This is a genomic window from Sphingomonas sp. AP28, from assembly GCF_056680455.1.
In genome coordinates this window covers 3,613,824-3,635,186 of the sequence record NZ_CM155283.1, presented here as the reverse complement: position 1 = coordinate 3,635,186, position 21,363 = coordinate 3,613,824, and the positions used below count along the sequence as shown (strand labels likewise).

Annotated in this window: 22 protein-coding genes and 1 pseudogene; 9 read left to right on the top strand and 14 right to left on the bottom strand. The window is 63.2% G+C overall.

The annotated features are described in order from the left end of the window. The first annotated feature begins 40 nt into the window (after positions 1-40). Positions 41-760, top strand: a complete 720-nt coding sequence (locus tag AC1MH0_RS16740; RefSeq protein ID WP_056062218.1) for a response regulator — start codon at positions 41-43, stop codon at positions 758-760. A gap of 60 nt (positions 761-820) precedes the next feature. Next, positions 821-2,125: a sensor histidine kinase gene (locus tag AC1MH0_RS16735; protein ID WP_480965776.1), complete on the top strand. Its 1,305-nt coding sequence runs from the start codon at positions 821-823 to the stop codon at positions 2,123-2,125. 118 nt (positions 2,126-2,243) lie between these two features. On the opposite strand, the gene AC1MH0_RS16730 is transcribed toward AC1MH0_RS16735, so the two are convergent. From AC1MH0_RS16730 to AC1MH0_RS16715, 4 genes are all read right to left on the bottom strand, one after another. After that, entirely contained in the window at positions 2,244-3,539 is a 1,296-nt protein-coding gene (locus AC1MH0_RS16730) for an MFS transporter (protein ID WP_480963698.1), read from the bottom strand. Continuing rightward, a complete protein-coding gene (locus AC1MH0_RS16725) occupies positions 3,539-5,674 on the bottom strand; it encodes a M3 family metallopeptidase (RefSeq protein WP_480963697.1) in 2,136 nt (711 codons plus the stop codon). Before AC1MH0_RS16725 ends, AC1MH0_RS16730 begins: the two co-directional genes overlap by 1 nt. A 103-nt stretch (positions 5,675-5,777) precedes the next feature. Continuing rightward, positions 5,778-5,957, bottom strand: a complete 180-nt coding sequence (locus AC1MH0_RS16720) for a hypothetical protein (protein WP_480963696.1) — start codon at positions 5,955-5,957, stop codon at positions 5,778-5,780. Positions 5,958-6,013: 56 nt separating this feature from the next. Continuing rightward, a complete protein-coding gene (locus AC1MH0_RS16715) occupies positions 6,014-6,730 on the bottom strand; it encodes a Crp/Fnr family transcriptional regulator (RefSeq protein WP_480963695.1) in 717 nt (238 codons plus the stop codon). 131 nt (positions 6,731-6,861) lie between these two features. On the opposite strand from AC1MH0_RS16715, the gene gntA reads away from it, so the two are divergent. Together gntA and AC1MH0_RS16705 are read left to right on the top strand one after the other, a co-directional pair. Next, positions 6,862-7,548, top strand: coding sequence for a guanitoxin biosynthesis heme-dependent pre-guanitoxin N-hydroxylase GntA (gene gntA / locus AC1MH0_RS16710; protein ID WP_056051135.1), 687 nt, complete (start codon positions 6,862-6,864; stop codon positions 7,546-7,548). Further along, positions 7,541-8,128, top strand: coding sequence for a DUF1989 domain-containing protein (locus tag AC1MH0_RS16705; RefSeq protein WP_480963694.1), 588 nt, complete (start codon positions 7,541-7,543; stop codon positions 8,126-8,128). Before gntA ends, AC1MH0_RS16705 begins: the two co-directional genes overlap by 8 nt. Before the next feature lie 8 nt (positions 8,129-8,136). On the opposite strand, the gene AC1MH0_RS16700 is transcribed toward AC1MH0_RS16705, so the two are convergent. The 8 genes from AC1MH0_RS16700 to AC1MH0_RS16665 all read right to left on the bottom strand — a co-directional run bounded on the left by AC1MH0_RS16700 (position 8,137) and on the right by AC1MH0_RS16665 (position 15,241). Next, positions 8,137-8,811: a cell wall hydrolase gene (locus AC1MH0_RS16700; protein WP_480963693.1), complete on the bottom strand. Its 675-nt coding sequence runs from the start codon at positions 8,809-8,811 to the stop codon at positions 8,137-8,139. Between the two features lie 232 nt (positions 8,812-9,043). Beyond that, positions 9,044-9,286 (bottom strand): helix-turn-helix transcriptional regulator, encoded by a 243-nt coding sequence (locus AC1MH0_RS16695; RefSeq protein WP_480963692.1) that lies wholly within the window; start codon positions 9,284-9,286, stop codon positions 9,044-9,046. Continuing rightward, positions 9,283-9,672 (bottom strand): hypothetical protein, encoded by a 390-nt coding sequence (locus tag AC1MH0_RS16690; protein ID WP_480963691.1) that lies wholly within the window; start codon positions 9,670-9,672, stop codon positions 9,283-9,285. Before AC1MH0_RS16690 ends, AC1MH0_RS16695 begins: the two co-directional genes overlap by 4 nt. 299 nt (positions 9,673-9,971) lie before the next feature. Beyond that, positions 9,972-10,157 carry a hypothetical protein gene (locus AC1MH0_RS16685; protein ID WP_480963690.1) on the bottom strand — a complete coding sequence of 62 codons (186 nt, stop codon included), beginning with the start codon at positions 10,155-10,157 and terminating at the stop codon, positions 9,972-9,974. Further along, complete coding sequence (locus tag AC1MH0_RS16680; protein WP_480963689.1) at positions 10,154-10,486, bottom strand: hypothetical protein; 333 nt, start codon at positions 10,484-10,486, stop codon at positions 10,154-10,156. The genes AC1MH0_RS16685 and AC1MH0_RS16680 overlap by 4 nt, the downstream gene beginning before the upstream one ends. Continuing rightward, positions 10,453-10,644 (bottom strand): hypothetical protein, encoded by a 192-nt coding sequence (locus AC1MH0_RS16675; RefSeq protein ID WP_480963688.1) that lies wholly within the window; start codon positions 10,642-10,644, stop codon positions 10,453-10,455. Before AC1MH0_RS16675 ends, AC1MH0_RS16680 begins: the two co-directional genes overlap by 34 nt. A gap of 375 nt (positions 10,645-11,019) precedes the next feature. Next, on the bottom strand, positions 11,020-12,426 hold the full coding sequence (gene phoA / locus AC1MH0_RS16670; protein ID WP_480963687.1) for an alkaline phosphatase: 1,407 nt from the start codon (positions 12,424-12,426) through the stop codon (positions 11,020-11,022). Between the two features lie 64 nt (positions 12,427-12,490). Further along, positions 12,491-15,241: a TonB-dependent receptor gene (locus AC1MH0_RS16665; RefSeq protein WP_480963686.1), complete on the bottom strand. Its 2,751-nt coding sequence runs from the start codon at positions 15,239-15,241 to the stop codon at positions 12,491-12,493. Positions 15,242-16,191: 950 nt separating this feature from the next. Between AC1MH0_RS16665 and AC1MH0_RS16660 the strand changes: the two are divergent. From AC1MH0_RS16660 to AC1MH0_RS16640, 5 genes and pseudogenes are all read left to right on the top strand, one after another. Next, positions 16,192-16,449, top strand: a pseudogene (locus AC1MH0_RS16660) (TonB-dependent receptor plug domain-containing protein); the annotation flags it as partial. 256 nt (positions 16,450-16,705) lie between these two features. After that, positions 16,706-18,019 (top strand): TonB-dependent receptor domain-containing protein, encoded by a 1,314-nt coding sequence (locus tag AC1MH0_RS16655; RefSeq protein ID WP_480963685.1) that lies wholly within the window; start codon positions 16,706-16,708, stop codon positions 18,017-18,019. Then, the gene (locus AC1MH0_RS16650; RefSeq protein WP_480963684.1) at positions 18,010-18,423 is read left to right on the top strand and encodes a TonB-dependent receptor domain-containing protein; all 414 of its coding nucleotides are present in this window, start codon (positions 18,010-18,012) and stop codon (positions 18,421-18,423) included. Before AC1MH0_RS16655 ends, AC1MH0_RS16650 begins: the two co-directional genes overlap by 10 nt. Continuing rightward, complete coding sequence (locus AC1MH0_RS16645; RefSeq protein ID WP_480963683.1) at positions 18,423-19,529, top strand: esterase-like activity of phytase family protein; 1,107 nt, start codon at positions 18,423-18,425, stop codon at positions 19,527-19,529. The genes AC1MH0_RS16650 and AC1MH0_RS16645 overlap by 1 nt, the downstream gene beginning before the upstream one ends. Positions 19,530-19,532: 3 nt before the next feature. Beyond that, a complete protein-coding gene (locus AC1MH0_RS16640; protein WP_480963682.1) occupies positions 19,533-20,546 on the top strand; it encodes a LacI family DNA-binding transcriptional regulator in 1,014 nt (337 codons plus the stop codon). A gap of 251 nt (positions 20,547-20,797) precedes the next feature. Here AC1MH0_RS16640 and AC1MH0_RS16635 read toward each other — a convergent pair whose 3' ends face one another. Both AC1MH0_RS16635 and AC1MH0_RS16630 read right to left on the bottom strand, forming a co-directional pair. Continuing rightward, complete coding sequence (locus AC1MH0_RS16635; RefSeq protein WP_480965775.1) at positions 20,798-20,989, bottom strand: S1/P1 nuclease; 192 nt, start codon at positions 20,987-20,989, stop codon at positions 20,798-20,800. Positions 20,990-21,109: 120 nt separating this feature from the next. Next, positions 21,110-21,253, bottom strand: a complete 144-nt coding sequence (locus AC1MH0_RS16630; RefSeq protein WP_480963681.1) for a S1/P1 nuclease — start codon at positions 21,251-21,253, stop codon at positions 21,110-21,112. Positions 21,254-21,363 lie beyond the last annotated feature (110 nt).

The following is a 21,363-nucleotide window of genomic DNA, read 5'->3' as shown; positions in this document are numbered from 1 at the left end:
ATACTTCCCCTGGACAGCCGCCATGCTAGACACTGCCCCGATGGGAGATATGCCGCACCTGCTGCTCGTCGACGACGAGCGCTCGATTCGCGAGCCACTGGCCGTGTATCTCACCAAGCAGGGGTTTCGCGTCACGCAGGCGGGCGATGCGGAGGCGGCGCGGACGCGGCTGACGGCGTATGCGATCGATCTCGTCATCCTCGACATCATGATGCCGGGCGAGGATGGGCTATCGCTATGCCGCCACATCGCCGCGACCAGCGACGTGCCGGTGATCCTCCTCACGGCGCGCGCCGAGGAGACCGACCGGATCGTCGGGCTGGAAATGGGTGCCGACGATTACGTCGTGAAGCCCTTCTCGCCGCGCGAACTGGCGACCCGCGTGAAAGTGGTGCTGCGGCGTGCGACCGCGGGTGGATCGCGGCAGCATGCGCCGGAGAGTAGCTCGTACGGGTTCGCCGGCTGGGTGCTGAAATCCGGCGAGCGCGCTCTGATCGACCGAGAAGGCGTGTCCGTGCCGCTTTCGACCGGCGAGTACAACCTGCTGCTCGCGCTGGTGACTCGCCCACGCCAGGTACTCACGCGTGACCAGTTGCTCGACCTGACCCAGGGGCGCGAGGCGGCGGCGTTCGACCGGGCGATCGACAACCAGATCAGCCGGTTGCGGCGCAAGATCGAGGCGGATGCGAAGACGCCGGAGTTGATCAAGACGGTCTGGGGCGGTGGCTACACGCTGGCGGCCGAAGTGACGCGCCTGTGATCGCCCGCCCGTGATCCTTTGCTTGTGAAACGACCTTGGCCGCGCAGCCTCGCCGGGCAGATGGCGCTGCTGATCGCGCTCGCGCTGTTCGTGGCGCAGGTCATCAACTTCGGAATGATCCTCCACGATCGGTCCGAGTTTCGCCTTGCCCAGGCGACGCGACCGGTCGCGACGCGGATCGCGGATGCGCTCGACCGCGAGGCGCATGGCGGCCGCCCGCTGACCGCCGACCGGGGCCGCGTCCGCCGTACGCCGACCAATCCGATCCCGCCCTCGGTGTTCGAGCGTCATCCCGAAGTCGCTACCGAACTACGCCGGCAATTCGCCGATCTCGGCCTGACGGTCGGGCGGATCGATACCGGCCTTCGCCCCGCGACCGACGAACCCAGCGACGCGCATCGCCGCGACGGGCTGCGACGCGGCGATCGGCAGGGCGCCACGCTGCTGATCGCGATCGAGCAGCCCGGACGCGGATGGCTCGCGATCACCGCGCCCTGGCCGCAACCCGGTTGGCGGCTGCTGCTCGCGGTGCTGACGCAGACGGCGATCCTCTACATCATCGTGCTGTTGCCCGTTCTGTGGATCGTCCGGAGGATCTCACGCCCGCTTCAGGATTTGCGGCGCGCGGCGGAGAGCTTTCGGCCGGGCGATCCGGGCGCGCCGATGCCGCCGCATGGGCCCGACGACGTCGTCGCGCTGATCGCGGCGTTCAATGCGCTCAGGCTGCGCGTGACGGGGATGCTCGACGAGAAGGACCGGATGCTCGGCGCGATCGGCCACGACCTGCGCACGCCGCTGGCGGCGCTGCGGGTCCGCATCGAGTCGGTGGAGGACGATGTCGACCGCGCGCGGATGATCGATACCGTGGCGGAGATGAACCGCACGCTCGACGACATCCTATCGCTGGCACGGCTCGGTCGGCCAAGCGAACCACTGACCGACGTCGACCTTGCGGCGCTGGTCGATGCGGTGGTCGAGGATTTTCGCGACATCGGCAGCGACGTCAGCTTCGTCGAGACGGAACGGCTGCGGATGCACCTGCGTCCCTCGCTGATCCGCCGCGCGGTCCGCAATCTGATCGAGAACGCCATCAAATACGGCGTGTCGGCGGAAGTGCGTGTCGAGGCGGGGGCGAAGACCGTGGCGATCGTCGTAGCGGATCAGGGGCCCGGTATCCCCGAGGATCGCATGGGCGACGTGTTCGACGCCTTCACGCGGCTGGAGAGTTCGCGGAACCGGGAGACGGGGGGAATTGGCCTGGGCCTCGCGCTGGCCCGAGCGATCGTCCGCGAAGCTGGCGGTGAGATCCGCTTGGTCAACCGCCCGGCCGGCGGTCTCGACGCGATCATCGAGTTGCCGCGCTAGCTAAACTGCTCCCTCTCCCCTCCGGGGAGAGGGTCGGGGTGAGGGGCAGCCAAGCAGTGCCACCCCGGAACAGCCCCTCACCCCAGCCCTCTCCCCGCAGGGGAGAGGGAGCAGCGGCTCAATCCTCGACGATCTGGCTATGCGTCCGCGTGTCCTTCATGCGGAGGTACATGATCAGCGACACGCCGATCATGGCCGTCACGTACCAATAAAAGCCGCGCTCCATGCCCTCGTTCTTGAGCCACAGCGCGACGTACTCCGCGGTCCCACCGAACATCGTGTTCGCCAGCGCGTACGGCAACGCCACGCCCAGCGCGCGGACGTGCGCGGGGAACAGTTCCGCCTTCACCACCGCGTTGATCGCGGTGTAGCCGGTGACGATGAACAGCGAGGCCACGACCAGCCCGAACGCGAGATACGGGTTGGTCGCGGTTTCGAGCACGGTGAAGATCGGCACCGTGCACAGCACGCCGGCGATGCCGAACCCGACCATCAGCGGTTTTCGCCCGATCCGGTCCGACAGCGCGCCTGCCGCCGGCTGGAACGCCGCATACAGCGCCAGCGCCGCGGTCATGATCAGCGTCGCGGACTCACGGCTGAACCCGCTCGTGTTGACCAGGAACTTCTGCATATACGTGGTGTACGCATAGAAGGCGAGCGTACCGCCCGCGGTCAGCAGCAGCACGGTGAACGCCTCGCGCGGGTATTTGCTGAACAGCAGCCAGCCGCTCGATTTGGGCGTGCCGTCAGCCTTGGCGTTCTGATAGCTCTCGGTCTCGAGCAGCCCGCGACGTATTCGGAACACGACCAGCGCTAGCACGCCGCCGATCGCGAACGGGATGCGCCAGCCCCAGGCATCGAGCTGGCCGACGCTGAGCGTCGACTGCAACAGCAGCAGCACACCAAGCGCGAGCAACTGCCCCGCGATCAACGTGACATACTGGAAGCTGGAGAAGAAACCGCGCCGCGACTTGCCCGCCATCTCTGACAGATACACCGCGCTCGCGCCGTACTCGCCGCCGACGCTGAGACCCTGCATCAGACGTGCGAGGATCAGCAACGCCGGCGCGATCCAGCCGATCGTCGCAAATCCGGGCGTGATCGCGATCAGGAACGAGCCCGCGCACATCAGCGTCACCGACAGCGTCAGCCCCGATTTGCGCCCGTGGCGATCGGCATAGATGCCCATCACCCACGCGCCGATCGGCCGCATCAGGAAGCCGACCGCGAACACCGCGGCGACGCTCATCAGCTGCGCGGTCGCATTGCCCTTCGGGAAGAACACCGGTGCGAAATACAGCCCGAACGCCGAATAGACGTACCAGTCGAACCATTCGACGAGGTTGCCCGCCGATCCGCCGAGGATCGACTTTAGCCGGTGGTTCTTTTCGGGCGGGAGTGCGCTGCTAGCCATTACTTCGTTCCCTGCGCCGCTTGAGTTGGGGCAAAACCGCGCTTCTTGAGCAGCGCATTCACGTCGGGATCACGCCCGCGGAACGCACGATACGCCTCGGCACGATCGGTCTCGTTGCCGGTCGACAACAGGATCTTCGCGAACCTGTCCGCGGTCGGCTTGTCCCACGGGCTGCCCGCCTCCTCGAACGCGGCGAAAGTGTCGGCGTCCATCGTCTCGGACCAGAGGTAGCTGTAATAGCCCGCCGAATAGCTGTCCGACGCGAACAGATGCTGGAACTGTGGCACGCGGTGGCGCATCACCAGCTGCTTCGGCATGCCGATCTCGGCGAGCGTCGCGGCCTCGAACTTGTCGGGATCGATCACGCCGTCTGGCACGGTGTGGATCTTCATGTCGACGACCGCCGACGACAGATATTCCGCGGTCTTGAAGCCTTCGTTGAACTTGCTCGACTGCTCGATCTTGTCGAGCAACGCCTGCGGCATCGCCGCCTTGGTCTGGTAATGCCGCGCATATTTGTCGAGCACGTCGCGGGTCAGCAGCCAATGCTCGTTCACCTGGCTCGGATATTCCACGAAATCGCGCGGCGTACCCGCAAGCCCCGGATAATAGACGTTCTGGAGCATCGCGTGGATCGCGTGGCCGAACTCGTGGAAAAGCGTCTGCGCATCGTCGAGGCTGATCAGGATCGGCTCGCCAGGTGCACCCTTGGCGAAATTGTTGTTGTTCGACGACAGCACGAGCTGCGCCGGCGCGAGCCCACGTTGCCCACGATAGGTGTTCGCCCACGCACCCGACCGCTTGCCGGTCCGCGCGAAATCGTCGCGGTAGAACAGCCCGACGTCCTTGCCGGTCTTGTCCGTCACGCTCCACACGCGCATGTTCGGCTCGAACACGGGAACGGTGCCGGTGATCTCCTTGAAGTTCAGCCCGTACAGCCGGTTGGCGGCGTACAGCGAACCCTGGATGATGTTGCCGAGCTCGAAATACGGCTTCAGCTGCGCCTGATCGAGGTCGTACCGGGCTTTGCGCACCTTCTCCTGGTAGAAGCGGTAATCCCACGGCTCGATCGTCAGCGAAGTGCCAGCAACCTTCTGCATGTCCGCGACTTCCTCGGCGACGCGGCCCTTGGCGGCGGGCCAGACGCGCATCATCAGGTCCATCGCGGCGGCGGGTGTCTTCGCCATCGTGTCCTGCATCCGCCAGTCGGCATGCGTCTTGAACCCGAGCAGATGCGCGCGGTCGGCGCGGAGCTTCACGATCTGCGCGATCGTCGCGTTCGTGTCGTTCGCATCGCCGTTATCGCCACGATTGACGAACGCGCGCCAGACCTTCTCGCGCAGCGCACGATCGGTGGCGTAGGTCAGCACCGGATCGACCGCCGACCGCGTGTTGACGATCGCGAAGCCCGGCAGCTTCCGCTCGGTCGCAGCGGCCTTGGCCACCGCCTTCACGCTGTCGGGCAAACCGGCGAGTTGCGCCTCGTCAGTAACCGAAATCGCTTTGCTCTCGTCAGCGAGCAGCTTCTCGCCGAACGTCGAGAACGCCGTCGCGAGCTGCTGGTTATACTGCGAAAGCTGCGTCTTCTGCGCGTCGGTCAGCTTGGCGCCCTGGCGCACATAGCTGTCGTAGATCCGAGTCACGAGCCGGATCTGCTGCGCGTTCAGCCCGCTCGAATTGCGGGTGTCGTAGATCGCCTGGATCCGCGCGAACAACGGCTTGTCGAAGGTGATCGCGTCCGACGCCGCGGAGAATCTGGGCGACCATTCGCGGTCGAGCTTCTGATACGCCGGGGTGTTCATGTTGCCGGTCATCACGCCGAACAGCGTCATCACCTGGCCGTAGCGCTTGCCGGCCAACTGCATCGGCACGATCGTGTTGGCGAAGGTCGGCTTGGCGGGATTGTCGGCGATCTTGCGGTAGTCCGCGGCGCGCTCGGCCAGCGTCGTCTCGAACGCCTGCGGGAACAGCTCGGGGCGAACCTTGTCCCACGGCGGCACCCCGCCTAGCGGCCCGGTCCAGTCGGCCAGCAAGGGGTTCGCGGCGGGTGTCGTGGATGTCGCACCAGTCTGCGCGACGATCGACGTAGACGCCATCAACGCAACGGCGCTGGCGGCGAGGTATAGAAACTGCACATGGATCTCCCGGTCAATGTACCGGGTAGCATAGTGATAAAGTTACGTAGCGGAAGGCGTAGGCATTGATCAGTGCGTAGCGCCGGTCGTACGCTCCGTAAGATCAGTCGCTGGATCGATCGTCGCGAGGCTGGTTCGCAGCGACTTCCGCAGCCGCAATAAGACGCCGGCCCGTCTCAGCGGCGGCCTCCGGCGTAAAGGTGATCGCCAAGCCATCGGGTCCGTCCAGCGTCACGAGCCCGTTCTCGGCGGCAGCAGTGCCTGCGATGGATTCTGGTGTCATCATGGTCTCGCTCTCCCGACTGGTAGTGCCATCAGGCGTCGTGCGATCGGTATCCGTCACTCGCCTCTGGAACCGTACAGATATTGTGGTTCGAACTCAGCAACGGCTGCAAGTGCTTTACGATCCAAGATATTTACTTCGCCGGCCTTGAACGTCAGCAGATTTTTCTCGCGAAGCGCTCTCAACACGCGGTTCACATGAACGCCGGTCAGCCCGCTCGCCTCGGCCAGATCGGGCTGCGTCATCGGCAACATATAGCGCCCCTCCGCCGCCATCCCGACCATCTCCAGCCGCGCGTTCAGTTCGCAGAACAGATGTGCGACCCGGCCTTCCGCGCCGAGCCGCCCCAGCCGGAAGATCCACTCGCGGTGCATCGCCGCATCGAGCAGCGTGCTGAACCACAGTTTCTGCGTCAGGTGCGGATAGCGCTCGGTGATCGACTGCAACGTACGATGTTCGAAGCACGCGATCTTCACTGGGCCCAGCGTGGCGATGTCGTGATCGAGCCGCTTCATCGGGAAGGCATGGAGATCGACGAAATCGCCCGGTACGTGCACTGCGACTAGCTGACGCTGACCCTCGCGGTCGTCCATGTAGCGACACATGAAACCCTCAAGCAGGAGCGTGCTCGTATCGATCAGGTCGCCGGCGCGAACGATCTGCTTGCGGCTGGCGACCTGCCGAACGGAGCCGATGCCGTCCTCCAGCACCTGCTTTTCTTCATTGCTCAGCTCATGGCGACCACGCCCCATGAGAAATTTTTCCGAGATCATCGACGCCCCTTCATTATCCGGCCTCGTACCGCCCTGCGCGGTAGAAGAACAGATCGGGATTCGTACTGATCAATATCAAAGGTTATGCCGGATGCGAAACATTGCCGCGGTTCGCGGGTTCCTCCCCGACCATGTATCAGCCAATCTTCCAGAACGACCACCCGCTCGCGCGCAAGTTCATCGAGACTGTGCAGGCGCCACAATTCCCCTGCGTCGGCGCGAAATCCGCGCTCGCCAAGGGACAGATGGACATTCTCGTCGCCCGCGACGTGCGATCCGCTTGGGATGACATGAGAATTTCTCCGGCGCTCGGCGAGACGGTCCGCAAATACCGCGAGGATCGCGCGATCTTCCGGACGCTCATCATATTGTTCGAAGCGCCTGCTTTGCTGTCCGAAGAAGAGTTCGAGGCACATCTTTGGGCTCGCGCTCAGTCACTTAGCGACAAGGACGAATGGCTCGGCTACCGCCCCGATCCGTCGGTGAGCAGCGATCCCGACGATCCGCATTTTTCGCTGAGCTTTGCAGGGGAAGCGTTCTTCGTGGTCGGCCTGCACCCAAATGCGAGCCGCCCTGCGCGAAAGTTCGAATCGCCCGCAATGGTGTTCAACCTGCACGACCAGTTCGAGGTGCTGCGCGACCAGCAGCGCTATGACAAGCTGCGCTCGTCCATTCTCGCGCGCGACCTCGAATATGCCGGATCGATGAACCCGATGCTGGCGCGTCACGGCGAATCGAGCGAAGCACGGCAATATAGCGGGCGGGTGGTCGACGAATCCTGGAAATGCCCGTTCAAGCGAGGTGAAGCGCGTGGGTGACATCAAGACGATCCCACCGCGGTCCGGTGCCGGGTTCACGCTCGACAAGGGCCAGACCCTGACCGTGATCGATCCCGAGGGCCGGCAGGTCTCCGACCTTCTGGCGTACAACCGCGGTGACGTGCGCGAGGCGATCTCGTCGGGGCGCACGCTCGATTATGCTAGCCGCCTGTATCTCACGACGGGCGACCTGCTCTATTCGAACCGCAGCAACGTGATGCTTGAAATCGTTTCCGACGACGTCGGGCGACACGATTTCCTGCTGACGCCGTGTTCGAAGGAGACGTTCGCGATCATCTATGGCGACACCGATCCGCATCGCGGCTGCTTCGGTAATCTCGCGGAGGCGTTGGCGCCATGGGACATCGAGCCCGACCAGATTCCGGTCGCGTTCAACTGCTTCATGAACGTGCCGATCAACGGCGAAACGGGCACGTTCACGGTCGAACCGCCGCTAAGCAAGGCCGGCGACACGATAGTGTTTCGTGCGGCGATCGACTTGGTGATCGGGATGACCGCCTGTTCCGCGCTCCAATCGAACGGCGGCAGCTTCAAGCCGATCCAGTACCGGATCGACTAGGTGCCTGATCAGCGCCGCTGATAGAAGATATGCGACTCCACCGTCGCCACCTTGACGAGAGAGCTTCGCCAATAGGGGACGAGCCAGTCGGTGTGGTAATGCGTGGCGCTGCCGACCGGTGCATAGACATAGCCGTCCATCGCCCGCCGGGCGGCGTGTCGGGCGTGCTCCCAGCCGTCATGCTCGGGCCGCCGCGTCTGCGATCCGTCGCACGTGAACGAGAACTGGCATCCGGTCTTCCGGTCCGCACCCTGATAGACGACCCCGCAGACCGTCTTGGGGAAGCCCCGCGCGCCGACCCGGTTGAGCACGACCTGAATGACGGCGCGCTGTCCGTCGCGGTCGGTACCGGCCTCGTATAAGGCGACAGTTGCGAGGCATTCGGTCGCCTGCAGGCGCGCGGCCGGACCGCCACGGAACCGGAACGGCTTCGCACGCCGGCGCTTGTCCGCGACGATCGGGACGAGCGCATTCGATGCCCTGGCCTGCGCCATCGTCAGGCGGGGCTTGCGGTGGCGGGTGGTGGTCTCGGTCGGCCAGGGACTATCCGTTAGCGTACCGATGATCGCCGCGAGCAGCACGACCGCGCCGAGCAACAGGAGCCAATGCTCGGACGACGGCTTGTGCCGCGATCGTTGGCCGCGCCGCCGCGAACTGGCAAATCGGGCGCGACGCTGCGGCATGGCGCGACCCTTACCGACGAACGGCGGACAGGGAAACAGGGTGAGGCCGTCGGGGGCCGTGCGACTGACAGGCGTGGCGATCGCCTACCGGGTCCGCGAGCGGGATTGCCGTTATGGTACGTGTGAAGATGGTGCCCCTGGCCTCTGCCAGTTCTCGCCGATCATGATATTGTTTTTTTTGCGTTTTCATAGTTGCTTGGTTTGCGACGTGCCCCCTTAAGTGCCCCCATCCTCAGAGGCGTAGGGGGCATGCTGCTAGCCGTTCGCGCATCCAATCATCGATGTCGGCCTGCCGCCAGCCGCTGGCTTGCACGGTCAGCTTCACTTGCTGAGGGAACGTACCGGCCGCGACCATGCGGTGGATCGTCGATCGACCGAGGCCCGTGGTCTTCATCACGTCAGGTACCCGCAGGAAGCGACCGCCGGAGCTGGCCGCGCCGCGTTGTCTGGCGGTAGCGAGGGCCACAGCGGTCATGCGGCGTCCTTGAGGCAATCGTGTTCAAATAGGCGGGCGAGTACGGCGCGAAGCGTACGTGCATGGGCGATGAGCCATTCGCCCCTTCCCTCGCGGGCGGCCGCTGCGGACCTGATGTCGGCATCGGACGCGCCACGCTCGCCGCTGCTTTTGTAATTGAGTGCGCGAACGGTGATGCAGAGTTCGTCTGCAAGGCGACCCTTGCCCATCAACCCCGCTGCGGTACCCAGGGCCATCATCTGCACGACCTCGATCGGGAATGCGACCTGTTCCCACTTTAAGGAACACCCAGTTGGAGTGCGGCCCTGTTCCCGAATTGGGGAACAGGCAGCTAGCTGCTTCGATGGTTCATTCACGTGGGTTTCAACGGTCGCTGCAATGCTCATTATGAATTTCCCACTGGTGGAGATTCGGCTGCCATTGCGGAGCGATCGTCGCGGCGATCACACCGATCGACACGCCGCCCCCCCCTGATGAACAGAGCGATCTCGACGCCGTGAGGGATTGGCTGCGCGATCATGCGCGGCGGTCCGATACGCGGAGCCTGTCGGTTGTCGTTGGCTGCAATGGAAGCCGCTGCGGGAGCGGCTACAGGCTTGGCGTTTATCATCGAATGCGCTCCGGCAAGGCGGTGGCGTTCTCGGAAGCGCGTTCCGAGCGATGAGGTAGGGCGGACGTGTCGAAATTAGCGGGTGCGCTTGGCCTTGGGCGGTCGCAGGCGCGGCTTACTGGTCACGCGGTACGCGTCGACCAGTAGCGTCAGCCACCAGCGGACCAACAAGATCTGGAGAACCTCACCGATCGGACGGGGCCTCGGCACCGTCTCCAACGGAGCGTAGAGGTCGGCCGGTTCGCGAGGCTCCACGATCATGCGGAAGCTCCGCCTTCTGGTGTGCGCCAGGCCGATCGTAGAACCGCGGTGACGTCGATCGCGATCATGGACTTTGCGCCATCCGTGCGCGCCAGTTTGCCTGCGTCAGGACCCCATAGGAAGCGGTAGTCGTCAGTCTCTCCAACCCGCCAGAAAAAGGTCAATTCCTCGCGGGGCGCAACGCCGTCGGGCGTATAGCTCGCCTCAGCCTGCTCGGTGATGTTCACATAGGGATCGGGGTGGCGGCGAAATTTTTCGCGCGGCATCCCTGTCCACAACTCCATGACGCGTACCGTTACCTTCTGCGCGCCGTGGATGCAGCGGTCCACGGGGCGATCTCGGCCCAAAGCTCGTCCTCCATCGAGATATTATCGGCCGCTTCTGCGGCAACCCGTGGGTTCGTCTCTGCGTCGAAGCCGGGGGCTTTAACTATGTCGCGATACCCAGCGCGCTTCACCCTGCGGGCGATCACGTTGCGCTCGATCATGTGGAGCGTCCACATGGCGTGAACTTCGTCGGGAGTCGCACCGATCGCGCCCCGCAACCTTATACCCACGGAGCTTGAAGCCGGCTCGCCCATGAATATGCTGTATCTTGTCAGAATATATTATCGATCGATCGTTATGTCAGCCAAACGTCAATGATTGGTGGATAAGCTTCAGAGCGCTTTTGGAAACGCGACCGAGAATAGTTGCCGTTCGCTAGCATCCGTTTTTCACTATGGAACCGCCGTGTCGTGGTACTAGATACCGGCAGCCAGATAGGACTCCGGCATTAAGTAGTTGTGTCGCTAAAAGAAGCCTACAGAATTATTGGACTAAAGGTCCTGCTACGCGGTCTTCGAGCGTCCAGTCTAGCCTACTCAATCTATGCTGAGTGCATGCCGGATGATGTAGTGTAGATCCGTCTGATCCAACAACCCTGAGACGTTGACCGCTTGGGGACCAAAGGCTGCGATGCGCAGCTGTGTGCCCGTATGTTCCTGCGAGCCTTGCTCGGCCGTGCCGTAACTGACCGTCATGACGCCCCCCTCGCGAGTATTGAGCGCGGCGGTTAGACCCGGGGCGCGTCCGCCGTTGCCGATGATCTGGCTGGTATGCGCGTGATCGGCGGTGACGATTACCAGCGTGTGCCCGTCGGCCTCGGCGAATTCCAGCGCGACCTGCACCGCCTCGTCGAGGTCGACCGTCTCGCCAATCTGGCCGCACGGATTGGCGGCATGGTCCTGCTTGTCGATCGACGCGCCTTCAACCTGCAGAAAGAAGCCCTTGGGTCGGTTCTTGAGCAAAGCGATCGCCTTGCGGGTCATCGCCGCCAGATTAGGGGCCGTGGCCAAGCGTTGCGGGTTGGGCTGGCAGGTGATGGCGGGCTTGTCGATGTTGCCGTGATAGCTGGCGTGCGGACCGGTCCAGCGGACCGCCATGTTACCTTCGGCGAACAGCCCGATCAGCGGCCGCGTGTCGTCGGCGCGGGAGACGGCGTCGAGCTCGGCCGCGTTGCGCACGATGCGATAGCCCCTCGCCTGTGCCTGCTCGAACAGCGTCCTGCCCTTGTACCGGCCTGCCGTTGCCGCCTCGGCGAAGCTTGCCGCGCCGCCACCTAGCACCAGGTCGGCGCGGGTATCCAGCAGCTGTTCGGTGATCGAACCGGCACCGCCATTCTCCATCGCGTTCTGTGGGCAGAGTGTGCTCGTCGCGGCCGGCGCGTAGCATTTGCGCTGCACGACATGGGCAATCTGCGCGCCCGGCGTTGCGTCTTGGATTTCCGAGGTTGTTACATCGCCAGTGGCAAGCCCGGCCGCTTTGGCGCGCTCGAGCAGTGTCTTGTGCGGCTTGCCATCGATATCGACGCCGATCGCGCCGTTGTAGCTCTTGACCCCCGAGGCCCATGCGGTCGCCGAGGCTGCGCTGTCGGTTACGTAATTAGGTTTGCCGGTCTCACGGTCGAGCGAATAATGGGTGTACTGCCCGGTAAAGGGCAGTGCATCGATGCCCTTGAAATAGCCGCCGGCGCCCTCGGCATAGTTGCGCGCGATGGTGATCTCGGAATCCCCCATGCCATCGCCGATCAACAGGATGACATTGCGCACTTCGCCTTTCGTGGCGAGCGTACGATAGGCCTCGCGCATGTCGCCGGAAAGACGACGCGCCCCGCCGGGTGTGCGCACATCGCCCCGTGCCGCGCGCGAAAGATCGGGTGCTACCCGCTGGGCGACGGCGGGCTGGACGGACGCGGAAAGCAGCACGGCAAGGGCGATATGCGAGGTCATGAGGATACTCCGGAACTGAATATTGTGTGGCAGGCCCAGCCCCCGCGGCAGGGCCTGCCGGGGATTAGAGCTGCGCGCGGATACCCAGGCTGATGCGGCTACCCGAAGCTTCGTAAGTCGTCGGGAAGGACGGATCCATCGTATAGCCGGTGGTCTTCGCGTTCCCCACGTTGATGCCCTGCAGCTCGACGCGGAAATTGCGCGTCACCTGATAGCTGGCGGCGACGTCGAACTGACCGTACGCATCGCGGTACACCGGATACATGTTACGCTCGATCCGCTCCACATAGGCGCCCTTGCGGTTGTACGAGACGCGCAGCGACAGCGGCCCCTTGTCGTAGAAAACCGTGGCATTGTAGGTCTTGTCGGCAAGACCGATCGGCGAGGTATCGATGCCAAGGTCGGATTCGCCGGTGAGCGAGCTATCGAGGAAGGTGGCGTTGGCGTTGATGCCGAAGCCGTCCGCCCAGTCCGCGACCATCCCGAAGGGGATCACCGCGTTCACCTCGATGCCGCTGACCTTGTACGATCCCTCGGCATTGACGGGCTGGTAGACATCGAACTCGTAGACGCCGTTAATGGAGCCGTTGGCGTTGTAGACCGTCACGCCAGGCACCACACCGGTCAACTGGCTCTGCACCACGCCCTTGATCTTCTTCCAGAAATAGGACGCTGCCAGAATGCCGCCGCGGGGGAGATACTTTTCGATGCCGACTTCCCACTGATCGGCAAGCGTCGGCTTCAGGCCAGGATTGCCATCGGTGTAGCGAAAGTTGCCGATGCTCGCGATCCGCTTGTAAGCAAGATCGGTCAACGCCGGACGGATCAGCGTCTGCGAGGCCGCGGCGCGCAGGAACAGGCTGTCGGTCAACTCCGCATGCGCGTTGAACGACGGCAGGAACTTTTCATATTTGCCGTCGCTGGAAACCGGCGCGGGGGTCAGCCCGATTGAGCCGTTCGGGTTCTGGACCTGCTGGAAGCCTTCCGATTGGATACTGGTGCGCAGATAGCGGCCTCCGAAATTGACGAAAACCGGCACGGTCACGTTGAATTCGAGGTCGACCATCGCATAACCGGCGATCGTCTCCTCCTGGACCTTGTAATAATTGGCGTCGCCGAACGGCGTGACAAACCCGTCGGGCCGGAAGAAATCGCGCGCATACTCGTTGGAAACCTGCGCCCAGCTGAGGTCGCGTGCCTGATAGCTCTTGCCGCCTGTAATGTCGGTCACGGTCTCGAGCGGGCTGTCGCCCAGCTTGCGGACATTGACATAAGCCGTGCTTCCACGCGTCGGACCCTGGATCTTCTCCTCGCCATACTCGCGCTCATTGCTTTTGTCGGTGTAGCGACCGCCGAAACTGAAGCGCTTGAACACCGAAGATTCGAACTGGTAGCTCAGATCGATCTGCGCGGCATATTTGTCGTCCTTGATCTGCTCGCGCGTAGTCTCATAGGCTTCGAACAGATAGGCATTCGGCGCATTGTACATGTCGATCGTGCGCGGATTGGCGCTCGGGATCGTTTCGCCGCCATTTTCGGTATAGCGTGTGCGCGAAGGGGCGTAGGCAACGTGCTTCAGGTTGGCGTAATCGAGTGACTTTTTGGCGCCGGAATAACCACCCAGCGCATTGATCTTCCAGTTGCCCGTGGTCCAGTTCATTTCACCGCCAAACTGGCGATAGTCGGTCTCGTTGATATATTCCTTACTCAGGAATTCATGCTGCGTGTTGGTGTAGGAGACATCGCGCAACACGACGATGCCACTGTCGGCCAGCGTTGTGGCGTCGAATTCGTGGATCGTCTCGAGCGTCGAGTTGCTCGATGCCGCATAGCCGGCAGCGTCATATTCGTCCTCGGTCGTGTCGTATGATCCAAGGAACGCGTCGAACGCGAGGCTGAAATTGTCACTCGGCTTGTACTGCACCGAGCCCGACAGACCGAGGCGATCCTGATCGTTCTGATAGACGCGGTCGCCGACCTTATCGAGAAACACGATCTTGTTCTTGTCGGCATTGGTGAAGGCGATGCCGGCGTCGCGCTGCAGCACGGCAATCGCCTGGTTGCGATAGACAGTGCCGGTACGATCGGTCCAGCGCGCGATCGGGCGAAAGTTGATGCCCGAGTTGGAGTCGGTGCGGTTGGTGCGCTGCTGCTTGGCGACGGAGACCAGCACGCCGAAGTCGCCGAAGGTATTGCTGGCGAGAAACGAGAAGTTGGGATCGACCTTTTCGGAGATTGAATTGTACGCACCATCGGCGCTCCCGACCAGACGCAGGCCGTCGTGGTCGAACGGCCGCGCGGTACGGATCAGCACGGAGCCGGCGATACCGCCCTCCTCATCCGCGGCCACAGGCGACTTCTGCACTGTGACCGACTGGATGAGTTCTGACGCGAAGATGTCGAACTCCACGTCACGTCCGCCCGAGCCCGACGCGGTCGCCAGCTTGTTGATCGACACGAAGGTGAATTCGCTCGGCAGGCCGCGGACGTTGACGCGCGTGCCAAGGCCCCGTTCGCGCTCGATCGTAACGCCCGGCACGCGCTGCAGCGCTTCGGAGAGGTTCTGCTCGGGGAAGTCGGCGATATCGGTAGCGATGATCGAGTCCGAAAAGCCGGTCGTCTTGCGTTTCATGTCGATCGCTTCTTCAAGGCTGCGGCGATAACCAGAGACAACGATCTCCTCTCCCGTCTCGGTCTCCTGCCCGACTGGCGCCAGTACGGTTTGGGCGACGGCCGGCGTGACGGATAGCGCTGCGATCGCGGCTCCCAGCAGAAGGGACGTCATGCGGCCGACATGCTTCAAATTGCGGATCATCTTCGGTTTCCCCCAATGCTTATATGCCAGTGACACGTCGCGAGCCGTGCTCTTGACGTGCGGCTTCGCGCCCCGAACCTCATGAGTTTGAGATTTTGGTCTATTTTATATAATTGATCGGTAGCTCGACTACGGTAATGCGTCGCCCTCAGGGCATCCACTAGCTATTAGTCGACTAGATCGAATACTGACTTAGGCCATCCCATTACGGCTTTGAAATCAGTTCTTGCGGAACTTTGCCATTCCTATCCGCGTGTTACAGTTGCGAACGCAGGCGACTACCCATGATCTAACACATTACGCCCCCGATCGCCGCTATCCCGCTGAAGGTTGGATGCGTGAAACTTATGACGTGCATGTTACGATACGGCGTTAAGCATGTGTTTTTCGGTTTGCCCCGACCGCAATGCGGGCTCTGCTGGCAAGCGTTTCAGACTTGTTCGACAGTTTATGGACTGCCTCGCGTCATGCATCAGCGCTAGGTTCGGGCTCGGCGCTCGTCAGCGGCTTCGCAGCAGCGAGACGGACGAGGCGACGTTCAGACCTGCTCCTGTGACCCTCACCTTCGGATATCCGTTCTTTCGCGCTTGTGACGGCTCGAAGGCTTTTGCTGAGGGCGCAGCATTCGATCCGAACCGCACCTCGCGCACAACGCCCGCGATAGGGCCGTCGCATTTCTATCTGCAACCGTGACTGGCTATCCGCCTCAGTCGAGCAGGGCATCGATCTCGAAAATACTGTTCAAGCAGCTTAGTGAAACGTTTCACTAAACGGTCACAACGCTGTGCGAAAGGCGTGCCCTCAGCATTCGGGGGTTTAACATGACTAACATTCCGCCTTTCACCTCTAGAACGTTTGGCTTCCTTTTCAGCACGGGGGTGGTGGCGCTCACGCTGGGTCAAGGCTGGGCTTAGACCATTCAGGCCGACGCGCCGGCGGAGGATATCGTCGTGACCGCTGCGCGCGTCGGTCACGGAGAGAGTCGCGCGGTGGCGGTGCTGGGACGCGCGGATATCGACGAACGTCCCTTTGGCGCCGATATTACCCAGAGCTTGAACAAGATCCCAGGCGTGCAAGCGACGACCGGGGATGCGCGTGGCGGCAGCTTTTCGTTCGAGTTCGCGATGCGCGGACTGAACAAGGAGCAGGTGGGCTTCACGCTGGACGGCATCCCGACGGGCGACGCCCGCTTCAACGGAGGATCACCGCCGCAGCGCTTCATCGAATCGAGCAATATCCGCCGTATTACCGTGTCGCAAAGCGCGGGCGATCTGGGGGCGCCGTCCCGCTTCGCGCTCGGCGGCTTCGTGGACTTCGCCACCGACGACCCATCGCGGACGCTAAGCGCAACGGTGGAGGCCGGCTATGGCTCCTATGATTTTTGGCGCAGCTATTTCCGCGTCGATACCGGAGAGATCGCCAAGGGCCTGCCCGCCTATGCCAGTTTCTCGACACAGGAGAACGATGTCTGGACCGGCCAACCGCCATTCGAAGCGCGACCATGCCGAACTGAAGATCGTCCAGAGTTTCGACGATGGATCGTTCCTGAAGGCCCGCGTCAGCTGGAACGACCAGAAGGACAACGACTTCAACATCATCTCGCTCGCCGAATTCCGCGCCGACAAACGATCGGACCGCGCGAGCGACGTGTTGACCGGTATTCCGGCGCGCGACCTGGATTTCGGTGGCGCGCTAGGCGGCTCGCGCAAGGACGTGATGGCCTATCTCAATGCCGGGTGGCAGCTGGATCCCAAGATACTGCTGACCGTAAATCCCTACCTCCAGACACTTCGCGGTGAATCCTTCCGCTATCAGGATCGTGCGCGATCGCTGGCCGGTGGCAATCCCTATGCCGTCACCAGCTATAACGCGAATGGGGGCGCGATCCGCCCGACGCTGGCGACGCTGCGCAACAGCGCCATCGTTGGCGGACCCGCCGATATGCGAGTCACCCCGCGCGACCGCGATCGCTATGGCGCCACCGCCGAACTGAAGCTGGACGAGGTGCTGGCCCGCAATCGCATCCGGATCGGCGGCTGGTGGGAAGGCGGGGATTCGAGTGAGGAGCGCCGCTTCTTCCGCATCCCCAATCCGGCCGCCGGTATCAGCTACGATCGTACCGCGCTGAACTATGTCGAATATCGGCGCTGGGCCGGGATCGAGACGCTGATGCTCTACGCGCAGGACTCGATCGACCTGATGCCGCGGCTGTTGCGCGTCGATGCCGGGATGAACTGGCTAAACGTGCGCTACAAGGTGCGCTCTCCGCTGGAATACAACGCCCGGCTCAGCTTCACGCAGGATTCGCCCGTCAATCCCAAGATCGGCTTCACGCTGACGCCGATGCGGGGGATCGAAGTCTATGGCGGCTATGCCAGGAATTTTGCGGGTATCCCGGAGGACGCCTTCCTGGGGTCCACCGCCGCGATAAGTCCGGGCTCGCTCGATCCGATCCAGTCGGAGAACGTCGATCTCGGCATCCGCTATACCACCGACCGGCTGGCCTTCTCGCTCCAGGCCTATTCGGTGGATTTGAAGAACAATATCGGCATCGTACCCAACGATCCGACCGTCACCGATCCTGAGGAGATCATCCGCGGCAACGTCGCCACGCGCGCGGCGAACATCGCGGGGCAGCGGACGCGCGGCATCGAAGCGACGGCGCTGGGCGAGCTGGGCGCGCTCGATTTCTATGCCAGCTACAGCTATCAGGACGCGCGGCATGATGATGCGGCCGTCGGCTCGAAGGAACGGGGTGAACTGCTTCGGTGGGCGTGATCGCCGGTGAACGGGTACGCAACATTCCGCGGCACAGCGCCTATGCCGAGATCGGCGTCAAACCGATGGAGGGCGCACGGGTTCAGGCGAATGTCCGGTATGTGGGAGACCGCGTCGGTGGGCACCTGCTCGCGGCCACCACCTTCCGCGAGATCGGGGTGGAGCATATCCCAGGCTATGCCGTGGCCAGCGCGGGCGCGAGCTATACGGTGCGCGACCTTGGCCCGCTGAGCGGTCTGACCGTGCAATTCAATGTCGATAACCTGCTCGACAAGGCGTATATTGGCTCGGTGTCCAGTTCCACCGTCACCCAGCCCGAATTCAGCCTGCCGGCGATCACGCTCGATCGCTACTTCCTGGGCGCGCCGCGCACGTACACCGTGTCTCTGCGGGCGAAGTTCTGATGGCCTATCGGGGGCGTCGGCTGATCGCCGCGGCATTGCTGGCGATCGCGGGCGCCTCCCCTGCCACGGCGCAGGCGCTGGTCGAGCGCGTCGATCAGGTAACGCTCGATCCGGCTATGTTCGACGCAGCCTTTGGCGGCATTTCGGGGATCGACTATGACCAACGCAAACGCCGCTGGGTGTTGCTGAGCGACGATCGATCGGACCATGCGCCGGCCCGCTTCTACACGGTGCGCATCGAACGCCGGGCGAGTGGTTGGCGGATCGACAAGGGGCGACGCGTGGTCCTGCGCGATGCCGGCGGCGCGACCTTTCCCAAAGGAGGCACCGGGCGGCAGGGCGTCGACCCGGAATCGATCCGTATCGCGCCGGACGGGCGATCGATGCTGTGGACGAGTGAAGGCGATGTTCGGGACGGTTTCGGCCCCGCGCTGCGCCGGAGCGATCGGCGCGGGCGGCTGCTCGACACCGTAGCCCTTCCAGCCAATCTGGTCCTCGATCCAGCCGGCAAGCACGGCATCCGCGACAATGGCACGCTGGAGGGAATGACGCATACGCCGGATGGTGCGCTGTGGCTGGCGATGGAAGCACCGCTGATCGAGGATGGCAGCCCCGCCCGCGCGGGAAATGCGCCGCTGGTACGCTTCACACGGATGGCGCCGGGCAAGGCCATGCAGCAATTCGCCTATCGGCTGGATGCCGTGCCGCTCTCGCACCACGGCGAGAACGCGGACAATGGCCTAACCGAGATACTGGCGCTCGATGATCGGCGAATGCTGGTGCTGGAGCGATCGGGCGCAAGGAATGCGGACGGCCGCTTCGCTTTTCACTGCCGGCTCTATCTTGCCGATTTCACTTCGACCAGCGATGTGGCTGGCGTCGAAAGCCTGAAGGACCAGGCGGCTGGCATCGCGAGCAAGCAATTGCTGCTCGATTTTGATACGTTGCCCGGCGATAGCCTAGGCAATCTGGAGGGGATGGCGTGGATGCCCGGCTCGCGCGATCGGATTCTGTTGGTGAACGACAATAATTTCGTAGTGGGCGAGCCGACCCGGCTGGTCATGCTGGCGCTGTCGCCCACATTGCTGACGCATAAGACGGAGTAAGGATTGCCCGATACCCCGAGCGGACGTCGCCCAACGCTGAAGGACCTTGCCCGCGAGGCCGGCGTATCGCTCGCCAGCGCATCCTATGCCGTCAACGGCAACGGATCGGTCGGTGAGCAGACGCGCGTCCATATCCTCGAAGTGGCGCAGCGCATCGGCTATCGCCAGAACGTCGCCGCGCGCGCGATGAAAACGGGGCGCACGGCGGCGCTTGCACTGATCGTGCCCGATCTGACCAACCCCTTCTTCCCCAGTCTGGCGCAGGCAATATTCCGCGCCGCGCGGGCCAGCGGCTATGCGACGTTCCTGATCGATACCGAAGGCAATGAAGCGCTGGAACAGGCAGCGCTCGCCAAGGCGGTGGATCTCGGCCTGGACGGCATCGTCTGGTTTCCGATCCGCGACAAGGATACGTCGAACGGCATATTGGTGCGTACGCCGGTGGTCGTGCTGGATCGCACCGTGCCGGGCTATCCGTCCGTGGGCGTCGACTATGTCGAGGCAGGGAGGATCGCGGCCCGGCATCTGCTGGATGCCGGGCATCGCCGGATCGGTATCATCACCGGCCCAACCGACATTGCGAGCATGCGTGATCGCTGCGATGGCGCAGAGGCGTTGATCCGGGCGGAGGGCGAACTGGTCTTTCGCGTCGGCAATGCCTTTTCCTCCGATCTCGAACCCCAAGCGCAGGCGATGCTGGATTCAGGTGGCGCGACGGCGGTGTTTGCCGCGGTCGACGTAATCGCAATCGGCGCGGTTCGTAGGATTCAAGCAAAGGGACTGCGCGTACCCGAGGACATGTCGATCCTGGGCTTCGACGACATCTCCTTGGGAGAACATTGCCTGCCGCCCCTTTCCACGATCGAACTGCCGGTGGAGGACATGGCGGAACGCGCGATCGCGATGCTCGTCGCACAGATCGCACCGCCGCAAGATCTCGCTGAGTCAACGGCGGTGGTTGTTGCCACACGGCTCGTGCTCCGTGCTTCTACGACTGTACGAAGGTCAACGGCATAGCGTACCGTTTGCCGCAGGCCGGACCCCAGAAACATGTTCCGACGGATTTCCGGGGCGACGTCAAGATTGTCCAACGGAACGTTGGCGCATGGTTCACGCTCGACCATTTGGCGACGTGAGGGCAGACGCGCGTCACGGTATCGAGCAATGCTGCGTAACGGTGCTCAGGTCACCGTAACGACATCATCGGCAACGACTCCGATCGTGCGTTCGTCATCGCCTAAAGTCACTGTCCAGGGTTCGAAGCGCCGCTACCGAACGAAGAGGCGGTCGAGATACGCCGCCAACCGCACGCCCGCCCGCGTCAGCCGATCGGCGATGACCGGCTTCTGCACGAACGCATAAGCCTTCCCCAGTTCGGTGCCGGCAGGATAGGTCGCGTGGCACAATGTCGCGCTTCCGGCGATCCACACCGCCGGATCGGCCTGGCTCCACTGCGCGATCCTCTCGGCGGATCAGTGGCGCGTCGAGCCAGTCGGCCCATTCGGTGAACGACAATTGCTCATGGTCGATCAGCGCATAGTCCCACACCGCATGCAGGTTAATCGGCGCGCCGAAGAACGTCACCTGGACGTCGCGCCGCGATGGTCCCACCCGTTGCACGCATACAGCGGCTGGTGCAGGTCGCCGACGATGTGAACGATGAAGCGCAGCGCACGCTGCCGGTCCGCCAGCGGCGCGTTCCGGTTGCGCACGGTATGGGTCAAAACGCCCTGCGCTATCGCTTCCGGCCAGACCCATAATCAGACCTCCCCGCCCCCTTTCCAGCTTCCCAACTTCGGCCGCTCGTTCATCTCCGCTTTACGACCGCTTTTGG